The sequence below is a fragment of the Mesorhizobium sp. WSM3862 genome (genome assembly GCF_002294985.1).
In the GTDB taxonomy this organism is placed as follows: Bacteria; Pseudomonadota; Alphaproteobacteria; order Rhizobiales; family Rhizobiaceae; genus Mesorhizobium.
The window spans coordinates 1-22,713 of the sequence record NZ_NSGE01000008.1; the positions used below are offsets into that span (position 1 = coordinate 1).

General features: G+C 64.4%; 28 protein-coding genes and 1 pseudogene. 18 read left to right on the top strand and 11 right to left on the bottom strand.

Features of this window, described 5'->3' with window-relative positions:
* Positions 1 to 260: 260 nt before the first annotated feature.
* Complete coding sequence (locus tag CK224_RS22765) at positions 261 to 503, bottom strand: hypothetical protein (protein WP_095783320.1); 243 nt, start codon at positions 501 to 503, stop codon at positions 261 to 263.
* 221 nt (positions 504 to 724) lie between these two features.
* On the opposite strand from CK224_RS22765, the gene CK224_RS22770 reads away from it, so the two are divergent.
* Positions 725 to 2,164 carry an FAD-binding oxidoreductase gene (locus CK224_RS22770; protein ID WP_095783321.1) on the top strand — a complete coding sequence of 480 codons (1,440 nt, stop codon included), beginning with the start codon at positions 725 to 727 and terminating at the stop codon, positions 2,162 to 2,164.
* Between the two features lie 14 nt (positions 2,165 to 2,178).
* Here the strand turns inward: CK224_RS22770 and CK224_RS22775 are convergent, their stop codons facing one another.
* The gene (locus CK224_RS22775; protein WP_095779104.1) at positions 2,179 to 2,379 is read right to left on the bottom strand and encodes a hypothetical protein; all 201 of its coding nucleotides are present in this window, start codon (positions 2,377 to 2,379) and stop codon (positions 2,179 to 2,181) included.
* A gap of 132 nt (positions 2,380 to 2,511) precedes the next feature.
* Between CK224_RS22775 and CK224_RS22780 the strand changes: the two genes are divergently transcribed.
* From CK224_RS22780 to CK224_RS22795, 4 genes are all read left to right on the top strand, one after another.
* A complete protein-coding gene (locus CK224_RS22780) occupies positions 2,512 to 2,772 on the top strand; it encodes a hypothetical protein (RefSeq protein WP_141245850.1) in 261 nt (86 codons plus the stop codon).
* A 3-nt stretch (positions 2,773 to 2,775) separates the two neighbouring features.
* Complete coding sequence (locus CK224_RS22785; protein WP_141245851.1) at positions 2,776 to 3,036, top strand: hypothetical protein; 261 nt, start codon at positions 2,776 to 2,778, stop codon at positions 3,034 to 3,036.
* Between the two features lie 123 nt (positions 3,037 to 3,159).
* Entirely contained in the window at positions 3,160 to 3,639 is a 480-nt protein-coding gene (locus CK224_RS22790) for a class I SAM-dependent methyltransferase (protein WP_095783323.1), read from the top strand.
* 71 nt (positions 3,640 to 3,710) lie between these two features.
* Positions 3,711 to 3,926, top strand: coding sequence for a hypothetical protein (locus tag CK224_RS22795; protein WP_095824658.1), 216 nt, complete (start codon positions 3,711 to 3,713; stop codon positions 3,924 to 3,926).
* Here CK224_RS22795 and CK224_RS22800 read toward each other — a convergent pair.
* The 3 genes from CK224_RS22800 to CK224_RS31435 form a co-directional block, all read right to left on the bottom strand.
* Complete coding sequence (locus CK224_RS22800) at positions 3,923 to 4,627, bottom strand: SOS response-associated peptidase (protein ID WP_095783459.1); 705 nt, start codon at positions 4,625 to 4,627, stop codon at positions 3,923 to 3,925. The two genes, CK224_RS22795 and CK224_RS22800, sit on opposite strands and share 4 nt — an antisense overlap.
* A gap of 107 nt (positions 4,628 to 4,734) precedes the next feature.
* Positions 4,735 to 4,953, bottom strand: coding sequence for a hypothetical protein (locus tag CK224_RS22805; RefSeq protein ID WP_095783325.1), 219 nt, complete (start codon positions 4,951 to 4,953; stop codon positions 4,735 to 4,737).
* Between the two features lie 579 nt (positions 4,954 to 5,532).
* Positions 5,533 to 5,679 (bottom strand): hypothetical protein, encoded by a 147-nt coding sequence (locus tag CK224_RS31435; RefSeq protein ID WP_082980599.1) that lies wholly within the window; start codon positions 5,677 to 5,679, stop codon positions 5,533 to 5,535.
* 231 nt (positions 5,680 to 5,910) lie between these two features.
* Between CK224_RS31435 and CK224_RS31440 the strand changes: the two genes are divergently transcribed.
* From CK224_RS31440 to CK224_RS22825, 4 genes are all read left to right on the top strand, one after another.
* Positions 5,911 to 6,069: a hypothetical protein gene (locus tag CK224_RS31440; protein ID WP_156751168.1), complete on the top strand. Its 159-nt coding sequence runs from the start codon at positions 5,911 to 5,913 to the stop codon at positions 6,067 to 6,069.
* Positions 6,070 to 6,305: 236 nt separating this feature from the next.
* Complete coding sequence (locus tag CK224_RS22815) at positions 6,306 to 7,373, top strand: type III polyketide synthase (protein ID WP_095783326.1); 1,068 nt, start codon at positions 6,306 to 6,308, stop codon at positions 7,371 to 7,373.
* Entirely contained in the window at positions 7,370 to 8,104 is a 735-nt protein-coding gene (locus CK224_RS22820; RefSeq protein WP_066999293.1) for a methyltransferase domain-containing protein, read from the top strand. The genes CK224_RS22815 and CK224_RS22820 overlap by 4 nt, the downstream gene beginning before the upstream one ends.
* Positions 8,101 to 9,354: an NAD(P)/FAD-dependent oxidoreductase gene (locus CK224_RS22825; protein WP_095783327.1), complete on the top strand. Its 1,254-nt coding sequence runs from the start codon at positions 8,101 to 8,103 to the stop codon at positions 9,352 to 9,354. The genes CK224_RS22820 and CK224_RS22825 overlap by 4 nt, the downstream gene beginning before the upstream one ends.
* Before the next feature lie 29 nt (positions 9,355 to 9,383).
* Here the strand turns inward: CK224_RS22825 and CK224_RS32005 are convergent.
* Positions 9,384 to 9,537: pseudogene (locus CK224_RS32005) on the bottom strand (SAM-dependent methyltransferase); the annotation flags it as partial.
* Between the two features lie 236 nt (positions 9,538 to 9,773).
* Between CK224_RS32005 and CK224_RS22835 the strand changes: the two are divergent.
* From CK224_RS22835 to CK224_RS22850, 4 genes are all read left to right on the top strand, one after another.
* On the top strand, positions 9,774 to 10,253 hold the full coding sequence (locus CK224_RS22835) for a DUF2231 domain-containing protein (RefSeq protein ID WP_245426123.1): 480 nt from the start codon (positions 9,774 to 9,776) through the stop codon (positions 10,251 to 10,253).
* A gap of 286 nt (positions 10,254 to 10,539) precedes the next feature.
* Complete coding sequence (locus tag CK224_RS31445; protein WP_176477998.1) at positions 10,540 to 10,788, top strand: hypothetical protein; 249 nt, start codon at positions 10,540 to 10,542, stop codon at positions 10,786 to 10,788.
* Positions 10,789 to 11,295: 507 nt separating this feature from the next.
* Positions 11,296 to 12,882 (top strand): DUF2778 domain-containing protein, encoded by a 1,587-nt coding sequence (locus CK224_RS22845; RefSeq protein ID WP_245426125.1) that lies wholly within the window; start codon positions 11,296 to 11,298, stop codon positions 12,880 to 12,882.
* 292 nt (positions 12,883 to 13,174) lie between these two features.
* Complete coding sequence (locus CK224_RS22850; protein ID WP_095783328.1) at positions 13,175 to 14,416, top strand: glycosyltransferase; 1,242 nt, start codon at positions 13,175 to 13,177, stop codon at positions 14,414 to 14,416.
* A gap of 3 nt (positions 14,417 to 14,419) precedes the next feature.
* Here the strand turns inward: CK224_RS22850 and CK224_RS22855 are convergent, their stop codons facing one another.
* The gene (locus CK224_RS22855; protein WP_095783329.1) at positions 14,420 to 15,175 is read right to left on the bottom strand and encodes a DUF4239 domain-containing protein; all 756 of its coding nucleotides are present in this window, start codon (positions 15,173 to 15,175) and stop codon (positions 14,420 to 14,422) included.
* 217 nt (positions 15,176 to 15,392) lie between these two features.
* On the opposite strand from CK224_RS22855, the gene CK224_RS22860 reads away from it, so the two are divergent.
* The 4 genes from CK224_RS22860 (at position 15,393) to CK224_RS22875 (ending at position 18,941) form a co-directional block, all read left to right on the top strand.
* Entirely contained in the window at positions 15,393 to 16,178 is a 786-nt protein-coding gene (locus CK224_RS22860) for a ThuA domain-containing protein (RefSeq protein ID WP_066993181.1), read from the top strand.
* An 89-nt stretch (positions 16,179 to 16,267) separates the two neighbouring features.
* The gene (locus CK224_RS22865) at positions 16,268 to 17,326 is read left to right on the top strand and encodes a Gfo/Idh/MocA family oxidoreductase (RefSeq protein WP_095783330.1); all 1,059 of its coding nucleotides are present in this window, start codon (positions 16,268 to 16,270) and stop codon (positions 17,324 to 17,326) included.
* Positions 17,327 to 17,468: 142 nt separating this feature from the next.
* Positions 17,469 to 18,461: an adenosine deaminase gene (add, locus tag CK224_RS22870; RefSeq protein ID WP_095783331.1), complete on the top strand. Its 993-nt coding sequence runs from the start codon at positions 17,469 to 17,471 to the stop codon at positions 18,459 to 18,461.
* Positions 18,462 to 18,539: 78 nt separating this feature from the next.
* Entirely contained in the window at positions 18,540 to 18,941 is a 402-nt protein-coding gene (locus tag CK224_RS22875) for a GFA family protein (protein ID WP_095783332.1), read from the top strand.
* A gap of 40 nt (positions 18,942 to 18,981) precedes the next feature.
* Here the strand turns inward: CK224_RS22875 and CK224_RS22880 are convergent, their stop codons facing one another.
* Entirely contained in the window at positions 18,982 to 19,704 is a 723-nt protein-coding gene (locus tag CK224_RS22880) for a 3-keto-5-aminohexanoate cleavage protein (RefSeq protein ID WP_095783333.1), read from the bottom strand.
* Positions 19,705 to 19,840: 136 nt separating this feature from the next.
* Positions 19,841 to 20,257, bottom strand: a complete 417-nt coding sequence (locus CK224_RS22885) for a helix-turn-helix domain-containing protein (RefSeq protein WP_066992843.1) — start codon at positions 20,255 to 20,257, stop codon at positions 19,841 to 19,843.
* Between the two features lie 105 nt (positions 20,258 to 20,362).
* Between CK224_RS22885 and CK224_RS22890 the strand changes: the two genes are divergently transcribed.
* Positions 20,363 to 20,950: a dihydrofolate reductase family protein gene (locus CK224_RS22890; RefSeq protein WP_095783334.1), complete on the top strand. Its 588-nt coding sequence runs from the start codon at positions 20,363 to 20,365 to the stop codon at positions 20,948 to 20,950.
* 86 nt (positions 20,951 to 21,036) lie between these two features.
* Here CK224_RS22890 and CK224_RS31450 read toward each other — a convergent pair whose 3' ends face one another.
* Positions 21,037 to 21,180 carry a hypothetical protein gene (locus tag CK224_RS31450; RefSeq protein WP_156751089.1) on the bottom strand — a complete coding sequence of 48 codons (144 nt, stop codon included), beginning with the start codon at positions 21,178 to 21,180 and terminating at the stop codon, positions 21,037 to 21,039.
* A gap of 185 nt (positions 21,181 to 21,365) precedes the next feature.
* Positions 21,366 to 22,610: a cytochrome-c peroxidase gene (locus CK224_RS22895; protein WP_095783335.1), complete on the bottom strand. Its 1,245-nt coding sequence runs from the start codon at positions 22,608 to 22,610 to the stop codon at positions 21,366 to 21,368.
* Between the last annotated feature and the right edge of the window lie 103 nt (positions 22,611 to 22,713).

Here is a 22,713-nt window from a genome sequence, read left to right on the forward strand (position 1 = left end):
CGAACTGCTTGCAGGATCGACAAAACAAGCCGCACTCGGGCCTCCTCTGCTACGAGAAAGCCTCTCAAGAATCCTTCCTTTGCGGCTTGGCAATAGCCAATCAACTTATCTGCGATTCCCCTGCCGTTGAGGGGGAGATCTCCAGCAGGACAGAAGGGGGCGCGAAAGAGCGTCGATCTGTCCCGTTTCGCTCCCGCTCTACGCTGCGCCGGTCCACTCAGCGTATCGCCTCAGGCCCATGCCGGCGAACAGCATAATCATCATGATGGTGAAGAAGAAGGCCATGGCGAAATCGCGACATACCGCACCTGCTTGAACGGCACGCCGCTCGGCTTTGTCGCCGCCAGTCCGAGCCAGAAGAAGAAGGTGACGGCAACGAGCATGCCGATATAAGGATCCATCCAGTCCGGCACTCTGACGAAGCCGAAATTGAACGCAAACGCCCGGTTCGCTGACAATAGCAGAACAGGCGATATCGAACAGGCAAACAGCATGCGTTTCATGCGGCGTTCCCCATATCCGCAGCGATAATCTCTCTTGATTGAAAGCCTGTTATTCCTGCCCGTCAAGATTGCAGGCAAGGCGCGTGCCGTTCTTGCCAATCGTTTGTTGAGCAGGGCCCGCACGGCCGGCTCGCTGCCCGCGATAACTTGCGGGATGCTTAACATGAGCGCACACTAAAATTCGGGCGGAGGGGGCTCATCAACAAGAACGGGAGGAATTCATGAATGCCATGAGCTTCACTGCCCTTGAGGGTGGCAAGACCACGGTCGATGCCGCCGCCCTGGAAACGCTTTCGACGCAAATACGCGGCGCGGTGCTGCGGGAGGGTGACGCCGGCTACGACGGCGCGCGCAGAATCTGGAATGACATGATCGACCGGCGGCCCGGGCTGATCGCGTGCTGCGTCGGCGCCTCCGATGTCGTTGCCGCGGTGAATTTCGCCCGTGAGAACGGACTTCTCGTCTCCGTGCGCGGCGGCGGTCACAACATTGCCGGCAGCGCCATCTGCGAGGGCGGCCTCGTCATCGATCTCTCCATGATGAAGTCTGTGCGGGTCGATGTCGCGGCGCGGCGCGCCTGGGTCGGACCCGGCGCCACGCTTGTCGATGTCGACCGGGAAACACAGGCCTTCGGACTGGCGCTGCCGACCGGCATCAACTCGACCACAGGTATTGCCGGCCTGACACTGGGCGGCGGCTTCGGCTGGATCACCCGCAAATACGGGCTGACCATCGACAATCTCGTTTCGGCCGACGTGGTGACCGCGCACGGCAAGCTGCTGCGCGCCAGCGAGACCGAGAACGCGGACCTGTTCTGGGCGCTGCGCGGCGGCGGCGGCAATTTCGGCGTCGTCACGGGGTTCGAGTTCAAACTTCACCAGTTCGGGCCGCAAGTGCTGTCGGGCCTTGTGGTCCATCCCTTCGCCGATGCCGGGAAGGTGCTTCGGGAATACCGCGCCGCGCTCGAAACCGCCCCCGACGAACTGACCTGCTGGGTGGTCATGCGGCAGGCGCCGCCGCTGCCCTTCCTGCCGGCCGAATGGCACGGCAAGGAAGTGCTGGTGCTGGCCATGTGCTATTGCGGCGATATCGAGGCTGGCGAAAAGGCGACGCAAAAGCTCCGCGCCATCGGCACGCCGATCGCCGACGTCGTCGGTCCCAACCCGTTCACGGGCTGGCAGCAGGCCTTCGATCCGCTGCTCGCGCCTGGCGCCCGCAATTATTGGAAGAGCCATGACTTCACTGAGCTTTCCGACAGCGCGATCGAGATCACCACGACCGCGATATCCAGGCTTCCGGGTCCCGAATGCGAGATATTCTTCGGCCATGTCGGCGGCGTCGCTGGCCGCGTCCCGGCGGATGCGACGGCGTTTCCGCAGCGGAGCTCGCATTTCGTCATGAACGTTCACGCCCGCTGGCGCGAACCGGCCATGGACAAGGCCTGCATCGAATGGGCTCGAGACATCTATGAAGCATCAAAGCCTCATGCTGCCGGAACGGCCTATGTGAACTTCATGCCGGACGATGAGGTCGACCGTGTCGAAGCGGCCTATGGCGGCAATTATCGCCGGTTGCTCGAGATCAAGCAGCGCTACGATCCGCAGAACCTGTTCCGCATGAACCAGAACCTGCGTCCGAAGGAAGGACTGCGGGCCGCCTGACGGGGCAGCATGCCTCAGCCGCGCCGTCCCGACGCGTCTCGTTGACGAAGCCTTGAAGCCTGGAGCGCGTCGAGCCGTTGCTGGAGATGGCCGTTGAACACGATCATCTCCTTCAGCGCCTTCACCGGGTCGCCCTTGTGCCGGGCGATGAACCGCTCGGCGATTGCCTGAAGCGCCGCTTCCTCGCGGCTGTCGAGCCTGACGATGTGATCCATCTCGGGTGCAGGTTTCCACTAGCATGTGAACAAAAAGAGAACAAAATTGTCAACGACGAATTGACTCAGCGAGGAACGGGTTCCTATTTTGTCAGCAGATGGGGCGGTTGCTCAGGATCACGGAGAGCCGCGTTGGGCAGACGGAAAAGCCGCTATGACAGATTGTTCCGGTCGAACGCGGAGGCGATCATTCGCGATGCGTTGGAACTGCGCCAGACCGTGCTGGCGGCGCAGCTCAATCTCAAGACCAACGGCGAAATGTACTGGCGGCTCAACGGGTTGGTGGAGAGGCTGCATGAGATGATGGGCGCGGTGGCGGGCAGGGACCTCGATTTCCGCGCCGCCTGGCTCGGCCTGCTGCCGCTGCCTGAGGATTATTCAGACCGGACATGAGAAATGGCCGGACCCATGGACAGCGTCGGCCGGGCGGCCAAGGCCAACATGCTGCTCATAGTCGAATGCCGCCACTGCTACCACGCCGGCCGCTTCAAGGCGAACGACGTGGCCAAGGTGGTCGGCTGGAACAAGCCGCTCGAAACCATCCGCTTCCGCTGCAAGCGCTGCGGCCGCAAGGACTCTGAGGTCAAGACCCAGTTCATCGACCAGGACCATCCGCCCAAGGGTTATATCTGGGTGCTGCAGAAGGCGAGGGGATAGCAGCTGTCACTCAACACGCGAGCTATTTCTGAGACCTGGTTTTGCCGCGTTCGGGATCGACGGTGTCCCTGGCCGAAGCTACAGTGGCGGCCCTCGACACCATCGAGCCTGCCCGGAGTGCCCATGGACAGCCGCCTCGACCGCATGATCGCCCGCCTCACCACCCAGCGCCGGGCGCTGGAGCGGGCGGCGGAGGAGACCCGGGGCTTGCCCGGCCCGGTGCTGGAGATCGGCCTGGGCAAGGGCCGCACCTACAGCCATCTGCGCAAGCTGTTCCCGGACCGCCGGATCATCGCCTTCGACCGCGACCTGCACGCCCCGGCTGATGCGGCGCCGGCCAGCGCCGACCTTGTGCTGGGCGATTTCCGCGAAACGCTGCCCGCCTTGTCCGGCTGCGCGCCCGCAGCCTTGGCCCATGCCGATTTCGGCAGTGAGGACCGCGCCCGCGACACCGCCCAGGCCGGCTGGCTGGCGGCGCTCATCGATGCGTTGATGGCACCGGGTGGCCTAGTGGTCAGCGATCGGGCGATGCAGTCGCCGCGCTGGACCCCCTTGCCCTTCGACACGCCGGACTGGCCTTATTTCCTCTGGCGCGTGAACTAGCCGCCACCACAGCTCACTTCACATCCGGCATCCGTTTCCGCGGCTTCGTCGGCCGGGTGGTCAAGGCCAACATGCTGCTCATAGTCGAATGCCGCCACTGCTACCACGCCGGCCGCTTCAAAGCGAACGACGTGGCCAAGGTGGTCGGCTGGAACAAGCCGCTCGAAACCATCCGCTTCCGCTGCAAGCGCTGCGGCGGCAAGGACACTGAGGTCAAGACCCAGTTCATCGACCAGGATCACCCGCCCAAGGGTTATATCTGGGTGCTGCAGAAGGCGAGGAGCTAAAACAACGACCCCTGCGCCGGCGGTTCCGCCGGAAACTTGATTTGCGTCGCCGGCTTGTCCACGATCACCAGCGCGTCGTCCGGCGCCGGCCGCTGCAGCGTCCTCGCCTCCGACCATGGCGCTGTCAGCCACAGCTCGGTCTCCGCCTCGGTGGTCAGGATCACCGGCATCGCTTTTTCGTGGATCGGCGCGATCAACGCGTTCGGCCTGGTCGTCAGGAAGCCGTAGAGCTCGTGGTCGCCCGGACCTTCCTTCACCTTGCGCACGCCATGCCAGGGCGTCCACAGCCCGGCGAAGAAGAACAGCGGGCGGTCCTCGCCGAGCGCGAACCAGAAATTCTTCTGCACGCCCGTTTCAGGATCCTTGTCGCCGGGCTTTGGCGAGGGTTCGGCAAAGCTCGTCACCGGCACCAGGCAGCGGTTCTCGACGCCGAGATAAGGCAGCCAGTGGGCATATTGGGGGTTGCGGATGTTGGTCGTGCCGGGATCGGCATTGCCGCGCACGCGTTCTTGCGGCGTCGGCATGCCCCAGCGCAGCCGGGCGAGCTCGCGGCTGCCGTCGGCGGCATTGCGCACCACCGGCGCCGGTTGGTTCGGATAGATGTCGACCGAAGGTTCGAGATTGCCCGAAATGTCGCGCAGCGCTCGCGTCCACTGGCGGATCGCTTCCTGGCTGGTGGTGATGTTGTAAAGATTGCACATCGGCAGCACTTCCCCGTCCCGCCGATTGTTCCCGCATTTTCCGCGGAGCGCAAACTGGTTGCCGGTGAGGCGATGGCAAGCCACACGAAATTGAGGATATTGGGCGCTCAGTGTCTGCGCCCGCGGCGCCGCTTTGGCTCGACCGGCTCCGCGGCCGGCGGCTCGCCCGGCAGGCCCAGCCGGTGGCGTTCCTCCTCGGCGAAGGCTTCGGCTTCCGCGTGGATGTTGAACAACTGATGGGCCAGCCGGCCGCCTTCGACGACGCGCACCAGCCATTGGCCGTTGATGAATTTTACGCGGACACTGTCTGGTTCGCCTGCCACCATGTGCAGCTCCAGCTCGTCGCCCTAAGAATTGCATCCTCGAACAGCAATACGATTTAACGCACGAAGGGTCGCCGCAAGCAACCGCTTATTATCCTCAGCCGGAGAATAGTTGCAAGGCACGAGCACACTTGATGTCGAAAATACAGATTTCCGGTAACGGCCGTTCAAAATGGATAAAATCCAGACACTGAAAGCTTGAAGGACACCCAAGGTAGAATTCGACTTCGATGCGGCGCCGATCCGCGCAACGATACGCCTCTCGAGCGCTTTGGAGCGATTGTGAGCGCGTGCAGGTCCACCGCGGCAGCAGCGCTGGTTGCGGACCGATCGGTGGTGTGGAGGGCTTGCTTGCAAGGCGCGCCGACGGCCCGGCAGCCTGGGGGGGTGTTTGGGTTCGGCGGCCGGGCCTGACCGGAGTTTGCGAGCCTGCCGGCTACTTCGAACATGCGCTTGTACTAATGCAAGGGCAAGAACGACCTAGGCCCTAGGACCAAAGCAGTGGGAGGGGCGCAAACGGCCGAATACGACCACCGGCCCGCGCGAGGCTCCGGCCCGCCTCCACAGAACATTTGCCCAGCATCAGAAACCGAAGAACTGCTTGCCCACGAGGTAGCCCAGCGCCACGACTGCCAGCGGGAACAGCGCCGGCGCTATCCTGCCGAATGGCGAGGATCTTATCTCGCCCGCTGGGGCGCTGGGCTTGGCGTTGCCGAGGTTCTTGGTCATGGGTCCGTTACCGGAATTCTTGCCGGGTGACCAACAATATTAGAAAGCGCTGATTAATTTTCTCACAATTCGATTGATGCAATTTGCAGCTATCGCCGGTAGTCGCTATTCGCCCGCTGGGGTGCGCTTCCCGCTTCCTTGCCGATACCGTCAATGTCGGACTGGGCGAGCGTTCTACCCGCCCGGGAACCCTTCCCGCCCTCGCCAGGTTGATATGGGAGGCGAACCACCATGCTAGATAGGCCCCCTGCCGAAAACCCGGGAAGGACCCTCGCCATCGTGCTGGCGGTCGGCCTCATCATCATCGCCTTGTTCTTTATCGGCTTCAGATATTCAGAGCGCGATCAGGGAGCCTTGATCGTGCCCGGAACGGTGCAGGGCAGCAAGTGATCGACCCGAAATCCTTGCCTGCTGCTAGGGCGCGGAAAAGGCTGTAACACTTTGATTTGCCTATTATCCCCTTCAAATCTTTTAGTTTCGGGATCACACGCCAGGGAAGAAACAGGTTTTCCGAAACGTTTATCGAACAGGCAACGGTCAGCGCTTGGCGCCTGCCAAAGCGCGCTCATGAGCAAGGAACCCCTCCGCAACAGCGCGCACCACGCCGAGGCCCAGGGAGACAGTACATGTCCGCTAACGCCTACATCAACCGGATCGCGACGGCGGTTCCGGAGCATGAAGTCCACCAGTTCTACCTGCGCTACGCGGCCTCCATGCTCTGCAGCGACCGCAGGAAACTATTCGAACGCATGGCCGGGCTTGCCGGCATTGACCACCGCTTCTCCTGCTTTGCCCCGGCTCTCGACCCCGAAGGGCCGTCGGTCGATCTCGGCGGGATCTTCAAGCGGGGGGCATTTCCCGGGACGGCCGCCAGAATGGCTATGTTCGCAGAGGCCGCACCCACGCTGGCACAAAAGGGCGTCGACGGGCTGCATCTCGGCAACGAGGCTTCGCGCATCACACACCTCATCGTCACCACCTGCACGGGTTTCTCCGCGCCCGGCATCGACCTCGACCTGGTTCAGCGCTGCGGCCTTGCGGACGGCGTCGAACGCACGATGATCGGTTTCATGGGCTGCTACGCTGCGGTCAACGGCCTCAAGCTTGCACGCCACATCGTACGCTCCGATCCGGGGGCAAGGGTACTGCTGGTCAACATCGAGATCTGCACACTACACATCAGGGAAACCACCGAACTGGAAAAGCTGCTCTGCTTCTGCCTCTGGGGCGACGGCTGCGCTGCGAGCATCGTCACCGCCGAGCCGCCCGGCATCGAGCTCGACTCCTTCCGCTGCGCCGTCGCGAACGAGCAGCGCGAACTGATGACCTGGGATATCCGTGACCAAGGTTTCGACATGGTTCTTTCCGGCAAGGTGCCGGCCGCTGTCCAGGAAACCCTGCGCAGCAACCGGGACGCGATCCTCGCAGGCCGGGCGCCGGAAGCGATCGACCTCTGGGCTGTGCATCCCGGCGGCCGCAGCATTCTCGACGCGGTCGAAAGGGCGTTTGAACTCAAGCCCGCCGCGCTCGAGCCGTCGCGCGAGGTGTTGCGCCAGTATGGCAACATGTCGTCGCCAACCGTCATGTTCGTGATGGAGAAGATGCTGAAGAAGCCGGGCGGGCTGCTCGGCTGCGGCATGTCGTTCGGGCCCGGGCTGACGGCCGAGACCATGCTGTTCAGGACCGTTTCATGAGTGCGCTCGCTGAACGCAGCCTCGTTCCGGAAATCCTGGACGGACTCGCGGCCGACGATGCGCGGGCAATCCGCTCGCGCCGCGATCTCGCCCGCATCAACGCGCTGATGTTCCAGGCGCCGATCATGGCCTCGCTCATGCGGAAATTTTTGGCGAGGCCGCCGGGCCGCATCCTGGAGATCGGCGCCGGTGACGGCACCTTCATGCTCAGGGTGGCGAGGCGCATGGCACGCGATTGGCGCCAGGTGGAGCTGACGATGCTCGATCGCATCGGCCTCGCCACGCCGAAGCTCGCGGCGGATTTCGCCGGGCTGGGATGGACGATCGAAACCATCACCGCAGATGTCTTCGATTGGGCAGAGAGGGCGGATGGCAGGGCCTTCGACGCGATCACGGTCAACCTGTTCCTGCATCATTTCAACGATGCTGCACTGCTTCGCCTGTTCTCGCTTTTGCGGCCCAAGGCGCCGCTCATCCTGGCGACGGAACCGCTGCGGGCGGGCTTTGCACTGGTCGCGGCTCGGCTTCTGCCGGCAATTGGCGTCAACGACGTCACGCGACATGATGCGGTTGAAAGCGTCCGCGCCGGCTTTCGCGGCCACGAGCTTTCCGATCTTTGGGCTGCCGCCGGCGGCAACCCGCTCGAGGAACGGCGCGCAGGGCCTTTCTCGCATGTCTTTGTCGGGGCCTCGGCGATCCAGGTCGGGGATGCGCCCAGGGATAAGCCGTGAAGCGCGCATCCACCCACGATGCGATCATCATCGGCGCCGGCCCGGCGGGCACGTCGGCGGCGCTGGCGCTCGCCCGGCGCGGATGGGCTGTCGCGATCGTGGAGAAGAGCGCGTTTCCGCGCCGCAAGGTATGCGGCGAATACATCTCGGCAAGCAACCTCGCGCTCCTTGACCGGCTGGGTATCGGCGATGCTTGGCGCGGCGAGGCCGGTCCGGAAATACGCCGGGTCGGCCTCTTTTCCGGCAATGCCAGCATCGAGGCGCCGATGCCGGGCGCGCGATCCGGACCCGCAGCAAGAAACGGCTTCGGCCGCGCGCTTGGCCGCGACATATTGGACACGCTGCTGCTCGACGCGGCCCGCTCGGCTGGCGTGGAAGTGTTCCAGCCCTGCCGTGCCGTCGCCATCGAAAGGGATGGCGACCGCGGGGCGGTGCGGATCCAGGCTACAAGCGGCAGTCCCGGCGAGGAGGGGATGACCCTGCGGGCATCGGTAATCGTCGCTGCACACGGTTCGTGGGAGCCGGGGCCGCTGCCGAGCCAGCTCGGGAAGCAAAGCCGCTCCTCGGACCTGCTCGGGTTCAAGGCGCATTTCACCGGGTCGGCGCTGCCGCCCGATCTGATGCCGCTACTCACGTTTCCCGGCGGCTACGGCGGCATGGTGCTCGCCGACCGTGGCCGCCTATCGATCTCGTGCTGCATTAGGCGCGACGTGCTTGCCCGGCTGCGCGGCAGCCTTGCCCGCGAACGCGGCGGCCATGTTCCGGCGGCCGAAGCCGTCGAGCGTCACATCAGGGCGACATGCCGGGGCGCGCGGGACGCGCTGGCGGATGCCCGTCTTGACGGTCCGTGGCTCGCCGCAGGCCCGATCCGGCCGGGCATCCGCGCAGGCTACGAAGCGGACATCTTCCGCGTCGGCAATGTCGCTGGCGAGTCGCATCCGATTATCGCCGAGGGGATATCGATGGCGCTTCAGTCCGGCTGGCTTGTGGCTCAGGAACTCTGCGGGGCGGCGAGCGGGCGGGCGGGACGGGAAGCGGCCGGCAAACGCTACGAGGCGGTCTGGCGAAGATTATTCTCCACGCGGGTCCTAGCCGCCGAAGCCCTGGCTCGGCTAGCCCTCGGCCCCGGGGGCGTCGCGTTGATGGAGGTAGTCGTCCGCAATTTTCCACGCACGCTCACCTTTGGAGCGCGGCTCAGCGGCAAGACAAAACCTGTCCCCGGTTTGGCCGATGCGCGCCTGGCTCGATAGGTTGGCCTAGAGTTCAGCCACGATGATGTCGACTGAATTTTGGCGGCGACCTCACCGCTGCCGTGCCTGTCCGCAATCACCGAAGTGGCGTAATCCGTTGCTGCTCCAGTTTTGCCGATCCCTGGCTTGGATTTCGTTGCGAAGAAGAGTGCCGTGACAATAAGCCACCGCCGGGATGCGTGGCATTGGATCACGCGCGACAAGAGCACACTATCGTTTCAGCTCGCTTTCGAGTCGAGCCCACACTGGCATACGCGCCTATAGCGGTGCGTGAATTTCGTTCCGCGCAGCGCAGTCGGGTTATGGAACATTCCGGCTCAACCGGAGTTTGCATATATCCGGCTTTCTGCCGCCGAGCCCCTGATGCGTTGTGATGTGGCCTGAGGGCGGCGCTCGCCACGCCTCGAGGAGGCCCTACGATGGTCCAGCACACGATCCCTCGCAATCCGCACAGCACGGCAAGCATTGCCGGCCATCCTGTTCATGCAATGCTGATACCGTTCCCGATCGCCTTCTTCGTCGCGACCTTCGTTTGCGACCTTATCTTCTGGCGAACCGGCAATCCGGGCTGGGTCACCGCTACGCTCTGGCTGCTGGGGGCCGGTCTGATCATGGCCGTGCTGGCGGCTCTTGCCGGCTTGACCGATGTCCTCGGCGACACCCAGATTCGCAATCTCCAGGACGCATGGCTTCACGCCGGCGGCAACGTTGTCGTCGTTCTCGTCGAACTTTACAACTGGTACTCGCGGTATGCCGACGCGGAGGCAGCGGTAGTGCCGGTTGGCCTTGTCCTGTCGCTGATCGTTGTCCTCATCCTTCTGTTCACCGGCTGGAAGGGTTGGGGAATGGTCTATCGGCACCACGTCGGCGTTGCCGACGATCCGGACCGAATGCGCTGAATGCGCCCGTTTGCCGGTGATTGAAATAGCTCTAGGATTTCACTGGAGCTATGTAAAAACAACCAGTTGGATTGGGCAAGCGATTCAAAAGTTGAACAGCTCCAAGGCGCCCGCGGCGTCGCCCGACTGAAGCGGGGCAGCTTGAACGGTCCGATCTACGACTACGACGGAATCGATAGGCCGGCCGGAAAGGTGTAGGATGCCTTGTCGTGCGCACTCTGACGAGGAACACGGACGCTTGAAAGAGTAGATCGCGCTTTCGCCCATCTAAGGGGGAGGGAGGCGTATGGCTTTCACCAAGCACAGCGGAATATTCACGCCAGTCGAGCTGGAGCTCCTCCAGAAAGTATTCGATCAGTTGTGCAACGAGCGCCGTCTGGCGTTAAAAGACGGGGGCGAAAGAGAACAGCTTGCCTCCGACGTGCTCGAAGCCTTCCAAAACGGCTTCAGCGCCGAAGCGGAGTTGTTGCAATCGCTTGCGGAGCGCCGCACCGCACCGTCGCGACGCAATCCGGCTCGACAGCTCCGTCCTTGATTGTCTGGCGCGGCGAATGCTGTCTTCCCGCATCGGGGTTGACGTTGCGATCTGCCGCCCTGGAAGAGATGCCGCAGCTGCTCGCGCCAGGCTCTTCCTGCCGTTTTTTAACCTCAATCCGTTCTTAGCTGGCGATCGCCCGAAAGGGTAGAACCTTCGCGCTTGCTTGACTCGGTCCGCAAAAACGGGCAGCAAAGCGGCTGAGGGAGAGCATTTTTACCGTGGCGCAGACCATGGAGGGCTCTTTTTTCGTATGGACCGTCGCCACAATGGCGATTGGTGGAGGGATTGGTTAACCATCTTTGTCCATCTTTTGAATCAATCGGCAACAGACGCGTGAAGGTGCAGGGGGCACCAGGCGAACTGTGATCGTGACGGGTGCCAGGTCCGCAAACCGGCATGCCGATTGAGAGTGGTCGTATGGCGTTTTTGCGTTTGAAGAACCGGGGTGACGCTCCTGAAGAGGGGGTAACTTCGAAGAAATCTGGTGGTCATCGTTGGGTTGTGGTGCCTGCTGTCGGCGCTGCCCTGGCCCTGTGGTCGGTCGCGACCATGGCCGGCCTCTATTCCGTGAGTACCTCGCTCACCGCCGCCTCCAACGGATTGCCGCAGAGCCTGCTTGCGCCGCATAGCATCGTGCTTGGCGACCAGCGCCGCAAGGTCGCGAACGCCTGGGCGCCGCGCCTTGCCGCGAACGGTGCGCACAAGACGGGCTCGCTCACCCGCGGCTGCGATGCCGGCTGCCTCAGGCTCGCAGCCAGCTTTGCGAGCTCCACGCCAAACCCTTCCAGCTTGGTGCATGACGGCAAGGCCGCGCGGCTGAAACCGGCACCGGATAGCGTATCGCATGAGAAGGTTGTCGCGGCTTCCGCCGCGGACGTCGCCGACCGTTTCGACAGCGTCATCAAGCGCGCCGGGCTTTCGCCGCAGAAACTGGCCGATGCCTTCCGGCGCGCCGAGAACGCTCCGGTCCTGCTGGCGAGCTTGCCGTCGGCAAGCCGCTTCGGCGGCGCGGCCGATAGCGGTTCGGCCCGGAGTGGGCTGACCTTGAGCGGCCCGGCCGAGTCACGCTTTGGCGGAAATCAGGTCGACGTTCAGCGCGCGTCCGAACTGGCGCTGGCGCTTGCCAATGTCATGCCCGAAGAGACGGTCGACGTGCCGACCGCCGTCGCGCTCGCCAGCGGCGACGCGCCTGAGATGACGGCCGGCGCTTCCGGCGACGACGGAAAAGCTGAAGTGCAGGTCGCTTCGCTGCCGCCGCAGGATGGTTTGCCCGACAGCATCGCAGTGCCTGGTTTGAGGCCGCGCACCGCCCTCGGGCGCGTGACGGAAGCGCCTGAACAGAATGCCGCGAGGAAGCCGGAACCGGCCAAGCCGCAGGCAAGCCAGGCGGCAAGGCCCCAAATTGCCAAACCGGAGTCGGCCAAACCGCAGCCGGCCAAGCCGCAGCCGACCGTTGTCGACTCCGCCGAAGGTGCGCAGACGCCGCGCTCGCTGAGGAGCTCCGACCAGGCGCTTCCGGGTGTGCAGGGTGCGAAGCCGATTGAGGCCGCGCCGGCCAAGCGCAGCAAGGCGCAAGCCTCCGAGATGCTCGCCTACGCCAAGCCGGACACGCCCGAGCGCGGCGGTCTCGGCAACGCCTTCAGGGGTCTGTTCAACAGTCCTTCGACGGGCAATGGCGTCGCCGTCTATGACATCTCGACGGCGACGGTCTACATGCCCGATGGCTCCAAGCTGGAGGCGCATTCGGGGAAGGGCGCCATGGCCGACCAGCCGCGCTTCGCCAACCGCAAGAATTCCGGCCCGACGCCGCCCGACACCTACAATCTGTCGCTGCGTGAATCGCGCTTCCACGGCGTCGAGGCCATCCGGCTGACGCCGACCAGCGGCAGGAACAAATATAACCGCAACGGTCTGCTCGCCCATACCTATCTGCTGCGCGGCGCCCCAGCCCAATCCAGCGGCTGCGTGGCCTTCAAGGATTATGGCCGCTTCCTCTCTGCCTTCAAGAAGGGGAAGATCAAGCGCCTGGTCGTTGTGCCGCGCCTGAACGGGTCGCCCACCCAGGTCGCCCAGGAAGGCCGCCAGGGCTGACCCCGCCCGCCACTATGCCGGCAGCAGCTTGTTGCCGGTAGGCTGCCTTTGATCTCTTGACGGTTTGCGGTCTTTACCGCCGTTGACGCGCGGCGCGGTCGACGCACGCGCTTGATGTCTTCGCCACGTCTCTTGCAACAGCGGCAGTGACCGGTTCCATCGAATTGCGGATGAGGAAAGGGAGAACTCCCTCTCCCAGAAAGCATATATGGCGCAGCCCGGGCTTGCGGCAAGCCCCCGGCAATGCCCTATGTACGCTGCCCTTGACCTCAGTTTAGGAAAGGGAGTTTGCATGCGAATTTTACTGTCGACTTACGGTTCGCGCGGCGATGTCGAGCCGGTGGTGGCGCTGGGCGAGCGACTGCAGGCGCTCGGCGCCGAGGTGCGGGTGAGTGTCCCCGGCGATGAAGAATTTGCAGCGCTGTGCGCCCGTGCCGGTGTGGAGCTGGTGCCGGCCTTCGCACCGGTGCGCGAATGGGTAAAGGAGATGACGCGGCGCAGGGCATCGGAATCGCCGAAGGACGTGGCCGCGCTCATCTCCGGCCAGGCGGCCGCGATCCTCGCCAGGCAATACGATACGCTCATGGCGGCCGCCGAAGGCTGCGATGCCGTGGTGGCCTGCGGCCTGTTTCCGTCCTGTGCCGCCGCGCGGCTGGTCGCCGGGCAGCGGCACATGCGCTACATCCTTGCCACCTTCTGTCCGATCTGGCTGCCGTCGGTGCACAACCGGCCGCATGAATATCCGGGACATCCGCTTCCAGCCGGGGTGACCGACAACCGGCTGCTGTGGGAGACGGATATCGCGACCAAGAACGCGCTGTTCAGCCAAGCGATCAACAGCTGGCGCGCGTCGCTCGGATTGCCTGCGGTGGAAAATGTCCGCGATTATGTCTACGGCGATCCGGTCCTGCTCGCCTGCGACCCAGCGCTCGGGCCGTGGCTGCCCTCGGACCTGACCGATGCCAGGCAGACCGGCGCCTGGATCCTGGCCGACGAGCGGCCGCTGCCCGACGGGCTGGAGGCATTCCTCGAAGCCGGCCCACCTCCGGTCTATGTCGGCTTCGGCTCCATTGCCGTGGCCAAGGAGGCCGGCCGCGCGGCCATCGAGGCGGTCCGCGCCAAGGGCCGGCGCACGGTGGTCGCGCGTGGCTGGGCCGAGCTTGGCCTTACCGACGACCGGGACGATTGCTTCGCCGTCGGCGATGTCAACCAGCAGGCGCTGTTCCGCCGCGTCGCCGCCGTCATGCATCACGGCGGTGCCGGAACGACCGTCGCCGCCGCGCGGGCAGGAGCGTCGCAACTGGTGGTGCCGCAGATCGGCGACCAGCCGTACTGGGCGCGGCGGGTGGCCGAGCTCGGCATCGGCGCAGCTCATGACGGGCCGGTTCCGACAGCGGGGTCATTGTCGGCGGCGATGGAGACGGCGCTGGCGCCCGAAACCCGCATCCGTGCGAGCGAGGTTGCCCGTTCGGTCCGCGCCGACGGCGCGGCGGTGGCGGCGAAGCTTTTGATCGAGATGTTCGGTCGTGCCTGACCTTCACTGCGTCAGTTCCGCCAGCGCCCTCTGCAGGGGCGCCGGCGAGACCTGGATCGGGCCGGAGAAGGGGCTGTCCATGTCGATGATCAGATAGATTGCCGCGGCCACCAGCGCCCCGGACACGAGGCACGTGAAGATGATGGTTCCATTGCACGGTGCTCGGAAGCCGAAGCTGGCGAAGATCAGCGTCAGCCAGGCAACGAGCAGCGCGATCAGCGGCGCGGGGATGGCACCCTCGGACTGCTCGGCCAGGATCCAGCGCTGCGCGATCACCTTCTGCAGCTGCTGCGTCGCCGCCTGTTGCGCGGCGGTCTGCTTGGCATTCGCAGGGGTCAATCCGCCCACGATATCGCCGACCTGATTGAGCAGCAGTTCCGACAGCCTGTTCGGGACGACCGTCGTGTCGCTGTCGGCGGTCGAGGTATCGACGACGCGCTGCACATAGGCGGTGAGCGATTGCCGGGCGCCGTCCGCCTCCGGTCCATAGTGTCGGAGCGTTCTGTCGAGCAGAATGAGATCGGTGGCGAAGGTGTGGACGTTGACGTTGATGGATTCGAACGTGTTCTTGGCCGAGTTGATCATCAGGCCGAGGACCAGCGAGGACATCACCATGAAGAGGTTCGCGGCGAGCCGCACCACCGCGCTGGTATCGTCGCCAAGGTGGTGAGCAGGGAAGCGCTCATGCACCATCAGGCTGACCAGCGACGCCCCGGCCAGACAAGCAAAAATCGCCGCCCCTATAAGCACTTCGCCCATAGCTGATATTGCGCACGGGAAAGGACGGTTGCCAATTGGGTGGAGGTGGTTGAATCAAAGCGGAAGCATACAGGCGTATGTGGTTGTTCGCGAACGATGCTTTCGGGCTCTTCGTCATGTGCAGCGGAGCGAAGGGCAAAAACCGCTTCCAATGCCGGCCGAAGACGCTATCTATTGCGCCGGGCGGCTCCACCCTCTCACCATCACGAGGCAATCCATGACAATTCGCGCTGTCGTCTGGGGCGAGAACATCCATGAGCGGACCAATGAGGTGGTCGCCGGCATCTATCCGCAAGGCATGCACACGACCATCGCCAACGCGCTCAACGCCGACAAGGCGATCTCCGCCTCGACCGCGACGCTGGAGCAGCCGGAGCATGGGTTGCCTGAATCCCGCCTCGCCGAGACCGACGTGCTCGTCTGGTGGGGTCACAAGGACCATGGCGCGGTGGCCGACGATATGGTCGAGCGCGTCGCACGCCGCGTCTTCGAAGGCATGGGACTGATCGTGCTCCACTCCGGCCATTTCTCGAAAATCTTCAAACGGCTGATGGGCACGCCCTGCACGCTCAAATGGCGCGAGGCCGGCGAGCGCGAACGGCTCTGGGTGACGAGCCCCAGCCACCCGATCGCCGAAGGCATCGGCGAGTATTTCGAGCTCGAGAACGAGGAGATGTATGGCGAGCAGTTCGCCGTGCCGGAGCCGCTGGAGACAATCTTCATCTCCTGGTTCCAGGGCGGCGAGGTGTTCCGCTCAGGCCTTACCTACCGGCGCGGCGCCGGCAATGTCTTCTACTTCCGCCCAGGCCACGAAACCTATCCGACCTACCACGACGCGACCGTGCACAAGGTGCTGCGCAACGCAGTGAAGTGGGCGCACAACCCGCAGGGCAGGAATTCCGCCATCCTCAAAGCACCCAACGTGCCGGTGGAGAAGGCGCTGGAGCCGATCGTCGAACGCGGCGGCAAGCTGCATGCGCCCGGCGAGGCTGGTTTCCGCTAAACCGTATTCTGTCTGGGATTGCGTATCAACGACAATTAGATCGCCCGCCTCATATCATTGAATCGAACCAATTCCTCTGGAGGAGCAAAATGCGGCTTTTGATACTCGGTACCGGCTGGATGGCGCAGGAGCATGCCCGCCGCTTCGGCGCCATCGAAGGCGTCGACATCGTCGGTGCCGTCGATGTCGATCCGGCCCGCGTCGGCGAATATGCCGACGCCTACAAGATCCCGAAGCGCTTCACCTCGCTGGAGGCGGCGCTCGACTGGGACGGTTTCGACGCGGTCGCCAATGTCACGCCCGACCGCATCCATCACCCGACCACCATGGCGCTGATCGCCGCCGGCAAGCCGGTGCTTTGCGAAAAGCCGCTGGCCGAGAATTTCGGCAAGGCAAGCGAGATGGCCGATGCGGCGGAAGCCGCCGGCGTCGTCAACATGGTCAACCTCACCTACCGCAACGTCGCGCCTTTGCAGAAGGCGCGACAAATGGTGCAGGCCGGCGAGATCGGCATGGTGCGCCACGTCGAGGCCTCCTATCTGCAGAGCTGGCTGGTATCGAAATTCTGGGGCGACTGGCGAAACGACCCCAAGTGGCTCTGGCGGCTCTCGCGCGGCCACGGCTCAAACGGCGTGCTCGGCGACGTCGGCATCCACATCCTCGACTTCGCCAGCTATGGCGCCGCCCTCGATATCGACCACGTATTCTGTCGGTTGCGCGCCTTCGACAAGGCGCCGGGCAACCGCATCGGCGAATACCAGCTCGACGCCAATGACAGCTTCGCCATGACGCTCGATTTCGCCAACGGCGCCTTCGGCGTGGTGCATGCCAGCCGCTGGGCGAGCGGCCATCTCAACGAGCTCAGGCTGCGCATCTATGGCGACAAGGGCGGCATCGAGGTGGTGCACAATCTCAATGGCTCGATGTTGAAGGGCTGCATCGGTGCCAATGTCGAGGACGCCAAATGGGAAGAGCTCGACGCCGGCACCGTGCCGACCAACTACCAGCGCTTCGTCGAGGCGGTGAAAAGCGGCGTGCAGGCCGAGCCCAATTTCCGCCATGCGGCTGGTCTGCAGAAGGTGCTGGATCTGGCGGTGGTGTCGGACGAGAAGCGCGCCGAGCTGAGAGCCCACGCGGACACGCAGTGAGGCCGAACCTGCCGATCTCCCCCGCAACGGCCCGCAACGGGGGAAGACTGGCGGCCATCACACACAAATCTTTCAATCATTTCTTGAAGCCTTGATCTCGCCTTTCGTGATTTGATGCGGCCACAAAGCTCGGGAGGCTTCATTGACCGACTATATCGGGTTGCCGAAGGCCGAAGTGCACATCCACGTCGAGGGCTGCTTCGAGGCCGACGACGTGATCAGGAATTGCGAGGAGGCTGGCATCCCGCTGCGCGCGCCGCGCGACAGGCTCTTCGAGGCGCATGATCTGAAGAGCTTCCTCGAAATGCTCGACTGGCTGTGCGGCACGTTTCGTACGCGCGAGCAGCTGGCCATCACCGCCTATAAATTTGCGCGGCGCATGGCCAAGAGCGGCGTGCGCTACGCCGATGTCATCGTCAATCCGACCCACTGGCCGCACTGGCACCGGAACATCGCCGGGATGATCGACGCCTTCGATGCCGGGTTCGCGGCGGCCGAGCAGGATGGATACCCGCCGGTCGGGCTCTGCATCAGCCTGCTGCGCACCCAGTCGGCCGAGGACGCCATCGAACTGGTGGAGTTGCTGAGCAGGATCAGGCACCCGCGCGTCGTGGCCCTTTCGATCGACGGCAACGAGGCGGCCGCCGGGCGCACCGGTCCGCGCTTTGCCGAGGCGTTCCGCCGCGCCGCCACGGCCGGATTGCGACGCACCGTCCACGCCGGCGAGTCGAGCGGTCCCGAGGGCGTTCGCGACGCCATCGAGCTGCTTGGCGCCGATCGCATCGACCATGGCGTTCGCGCGATCGAGGAGCCGGCTCTGGTCGACCTGCTCGCACAGAGGCGAATTCCGCTCGGCGTCTGCCCGATCTCCAACATCGCACTCGGCGTCTATCCTTCGCTTGCCGAGCATCCGATCGACGCTCTGCGCAAAGCCGGCGTTCCCGTCTCCATCAACACCGACGATCCGGCGCTGCTCGGCACGACGCTCGAAGCCTCTTACGCCGCCTGCGCCGAGACCTTCGCCTGGGACACTGAAATAATCCGCCAGCTCGCCGCGACATCGGTGCATGCGAGCTACGCCGACCCGGCGGTGAAGGCGCGGATACTGGCGGATCTGACGGCCTGGCAGGGATAGGCGACGCTCGGCGGATAGGTGCTTTCACCACGCCGCCGAACTGCATAAGGTGCCGAGACTCGGTCGAAAGGAGCCAGCATGGTCACGCGACGCGCCGAATGTTCCTGCGGTCAGCTGTCGGCCACCTGCGCGGGCGAGCCGGTGCGCATCTCGGTGTGTCATTGCCTCGACTGCAAGCGGCGCACAGGCAGCGCCTTCAGCTACAATGTGCGCTTTGCCGAGGCCGATGTGACGATAGACGGGCGCGCGCTGCAGTTCACGCGCACTGGCGAGCAGGGCGGGCAGATAACCTACAGCTTCTGCCCTGATTGCGGGACCACAGTGCACTATCGCATCGACACGCAGCCCGGCCTTACTGCGATTCCGGCAGGGACGTTCGCGGATCCGTCGTTCCCGCCGCCCTTCCAATCCTTCTACCACCGCAGCCGGCGCTGCGAATGGGTCGAGATAACCGCCAAGCCGCTGACGAAGTTCGGCTGACTTTTGGCCTTGGGTCCTCCCCATGAGGCGAGGAACCAAGTCACGCCCGGCGATAGATCCTCACCGCCGCCTTCACCAGCGTCGCATTCCCGTCCGCCACCGTCCCATCAGGCAACTCCTTCCCATCCTCAAGCCCGACACGGGTCGAAAACTTCCGCGCCGCCGCCCGCTCGACGAAGGGCCACACGGTCGCGTTCTCGCCATGCAACAGGATCGAGCGGTGAATGCCTTCGCGTTGCAGCAGCGTTTCGATGCCGTCGGCGACGGCAAAGGCCTCCTCCAGCGTCTGCTCGGAAATCTCGATCAGGACGCGCAGCACCCGGCGGCCATGATCGAGGCTGGCCAGCCTGAGCGCATCGCCGATCGACGCCAGCCCGGCCTCGATGCCGACGCCGCGGTTGCGCAACGCTTCCATCACTTCGGGCGCCGCCGCCTCGCTGAGATTGACCGAGGCGTAGTCGGGCAGCTCATGCCAGCCGGCGATGGCGGCAATCGTGGGCCTGTCGTCCTTCTCGATCCAGGCGCCGGTCGAAACGCCGATCAGCGTGCCGGGGCAGGCGCGGCGCAGCGCCGTCACCGTCCGGTCCATCGCTTCCGGGGCAAGGCTTTCCTGCCGGTCGGCGCCGCGCGCATGCACATGCAGTTCGGCGGCACCCGCCGCAACCGAGGCCGCGCCGTCGCGTGCCATGGCATCCGGGTCGAGCGGCAGGGCGGGGTGAAAATCCGCGGGGCGGGCGCCGTTGATGCAGGCCTGGACGATCATGGCGGTCGATCCTGTTCAGGCGGAGTCTAGCGCAGGGGTGCATAGACTGGAAACGGAACCTGGGGGCAGGATCTTATCGACGCCGCGATCCTTCGCCGTAGAACTCGACTTTGGGCAATTGGCGGCGTGGAACGCCTTACCCCAAATGCTCCTTCCTCAACCTCTTCTTCATCCGCTCCAGCGCCGGCTGGCCGCCTGCCGCGAGTTCCTTGGCAACCCGCGCCAAATCCTCATCCGCCTTTCGATATTTGCTGCCCCAAGCGCCAAGCGTGGCGAGTATCGGCAAAAGGTCGATGCCGGCCTCGGTCAGCCGGTAAATCGCTTTCAGCCTGTGGGTCGGGTCGTCGCTGCGGGTGAGGACGCCTTCGTCGACCAGGGTCTGCAACCGCTCGGCCAGCGTGCGCGACGAGATGCCTTCGTCCGACTGCAGGAACTCGCGAAAATGCCTTTTCCCGGCGAAGGCCAGGTCGCGGATGATGAGCAGCGTCCAGCGGTCGCCGATGAGCTCGAGCGACAGGCTGATCGGGCAGCCGGACCTTTCCTTCGTCGACATGAAGTTAGTTCCATTTGTAAATCACTTTTCAATTGACAGCATTCTTTCCGCGCGTCAAATGATTTCAAAAGTAAACCGTGTTTGGAGATGCGAGAGGACCGCGCAATGAAAAAGCTCATCCTGCAAATGCAGATGTCGGTCGACGGCTTCGTCGGCGCCGATGAGAACCGTCATTGGCAGCTTTGGGAATGGGGCGACGAGAGCGACTGGGACGACGAGCTCAAGCAGGACTTCAATGCCGTGTTCGCAACCGTCGACACGATTCTGCTCAGCCGCAAGATGGCCGAGGAGGGCTACCTCAATCACTGGGGCGATGCGGCGAGGAAATTTCCGCGAGACCGGTTCTATGCCTTCGCCCAGCGTATCGTGACAGCCGACAAGGTGGTGCTGAGCGACAGGCTGAAGGCGTCGCGGTGGGAGCGTACCAGGGTCGCGAGCGGCGATCTGCCGCGCGAGATCAATGCGCTGAAGGCGGGCGAGGGCGGCGACATTGCCGTCTTCGGCGGCGCCGGCTTCGCCTCGGCGCTGATCGCCGCCGGGCTGGTCGACGAGTTCCAGCTCTTCATCAACCCGGCGGTGCTGGGTGCCGGTCGTCGCATCTTCGATCAGGGCGGCTTCGCCAGGCTGAAGCTCACCGGCTCGAAAGCCTATGCCTGCGGCATGGTGGTGAACCGCTACGCGCCGGCCGGGTGAGGCTTGAATCAATCTGGCAGCACGCCGTCTCAACCGCTTGTTCGGTTGTCGTTTCCCGGCGAATTGCGAACCGTCAGTGCCATGCCTTACCCGCCTGGATGCGACGCCAGCGCGTTGGTTTCCCGATACCCCGCCTCGTCGTTGGCCGCGGCGGCGAACCGCCGGGCTTCGTGCGACGTGAGACCGATGAGCGCGCGCCCGGCATGTTCGGCGGGCTTGTCATTGGCCATGTCGAACACCGCCCAGCTATGATGAGGCGGTTCTTGCACCGCTACGAATCTCATTTGAGCCCCCGCTCTGACGGGATGCTAATGTAGCAGATGCTTTCTGTCGGTCTGTGACGGAAGCCACGCAAACAAGACGCGTCCACCGATTATTTTGGCAGGGGAAGTCTGCGGTGAGCCTTCAGTCGCCGTCACTGCCCGGCCTGGTCCGCGTCCGTCAGCGTGCCGAGGAAAGCGACGATGTCGTCGATCTCGGCGTCGGTCAGCGCCGGCTTCTCGCCTGGTTTCCTGCCGTTGAAGGGCGGGTCGGTGTTGAGGTTTCCCCAGTAGGCCTTTGGCAGATCGTCGAATTTCTCGACCGTGCCGTCCGCGTTCTTCGGATACCAGCGGCCGGGATCTGTGTCGCGAGTGGCGTAGAAGGCGACCGCCTCGCGCAGCGACTGGACATAGCCGTTGTGGAAGAAGCTTTTGCGCAGCGCGACATTGCGCAGGGTTGGCGTCTTGAACAGGCCGCAATACTCGCTCCGGCCCTTGAAGTCGGCCCGCAGCGGCCCGCACAGCCCGAGGTCGAGATAATTGGGATCGGCGTTGGCCGGGATCGCCTGGTTGCGCGGCACGGCGATGGCGATCAGGCCGTAATCGGTGAATTGCGGCGGCTCGCCGTCATTTGCCGGCTCGCTCAGATGGCAGCTCGCGCAATTGCCTTTGTTTGCGTCCTCGAACAGCGCACGGCCGCGCAACTCCTGCGCGGTCAACTGCGCCTTGCCAGCAAGGAAGGCGTCGTAGCGGCTGGAATAGGGGTAGAAGTCGGCGCTGCTCTGCTCGAAGGTGCCGAGCGCCTCGACCGCCGCGTCGAAGGCATCCTGCTGATGGTCGAAAATATCCGCGCCGAACGCCGCCTTGAACGCGTCGGCATAGGGCGCTTTGCGCAAGGCGGCGACCACGGCGGCTTCATCCTTGTTGCCCATCTCGAACGGCGACAGCAGCGGGATCCTCGCCTGGTCCTTGCCGTGGTCGGCGCGCCCGTCCCAAGTCAATCCGCCGGTCGGGCCATTGTCGACGCTTTCGTCGCCCTCGTCCTCGGAATCGTAGAAATGCTCGGTGAAGGCGGGCGCCGCCTGCAGGTAGCGCAGCGACGGCACCGCGCGCAGGCCAGGCCGGTCGAGGTTCGGCCCGCCCATCTCGACCGGCGCGGCGGAGGCCGGACCGAAGGCGTGGTTGGGATCGTGGCAGGACGAGCAGGCCTGTCTGCCGGAAGCCGACAGCGATGGGTCGAAGAACATTCTTCGCCCGATCGCCGTCAGTGCTTCGGCGCGTGCGAAGGCTTGCGTGCGTGACATCGGGCCAGGATGGACGCCATCTGCCGGCGCGCCGGCGGCGGGCCAAAGGACGGCGACGGCAACAGCGGCGAGCGTGGCAGATTTCCGTGGTGTCATGACCCTCAATCCCGTTTGCCATTGGCCCGGCAGCGCGGTGCCGCGGATTGTTGACTGGCGGAGCCAAATTGCCAAGCCGGTACGCGGCAAATCCGCTCTCCAC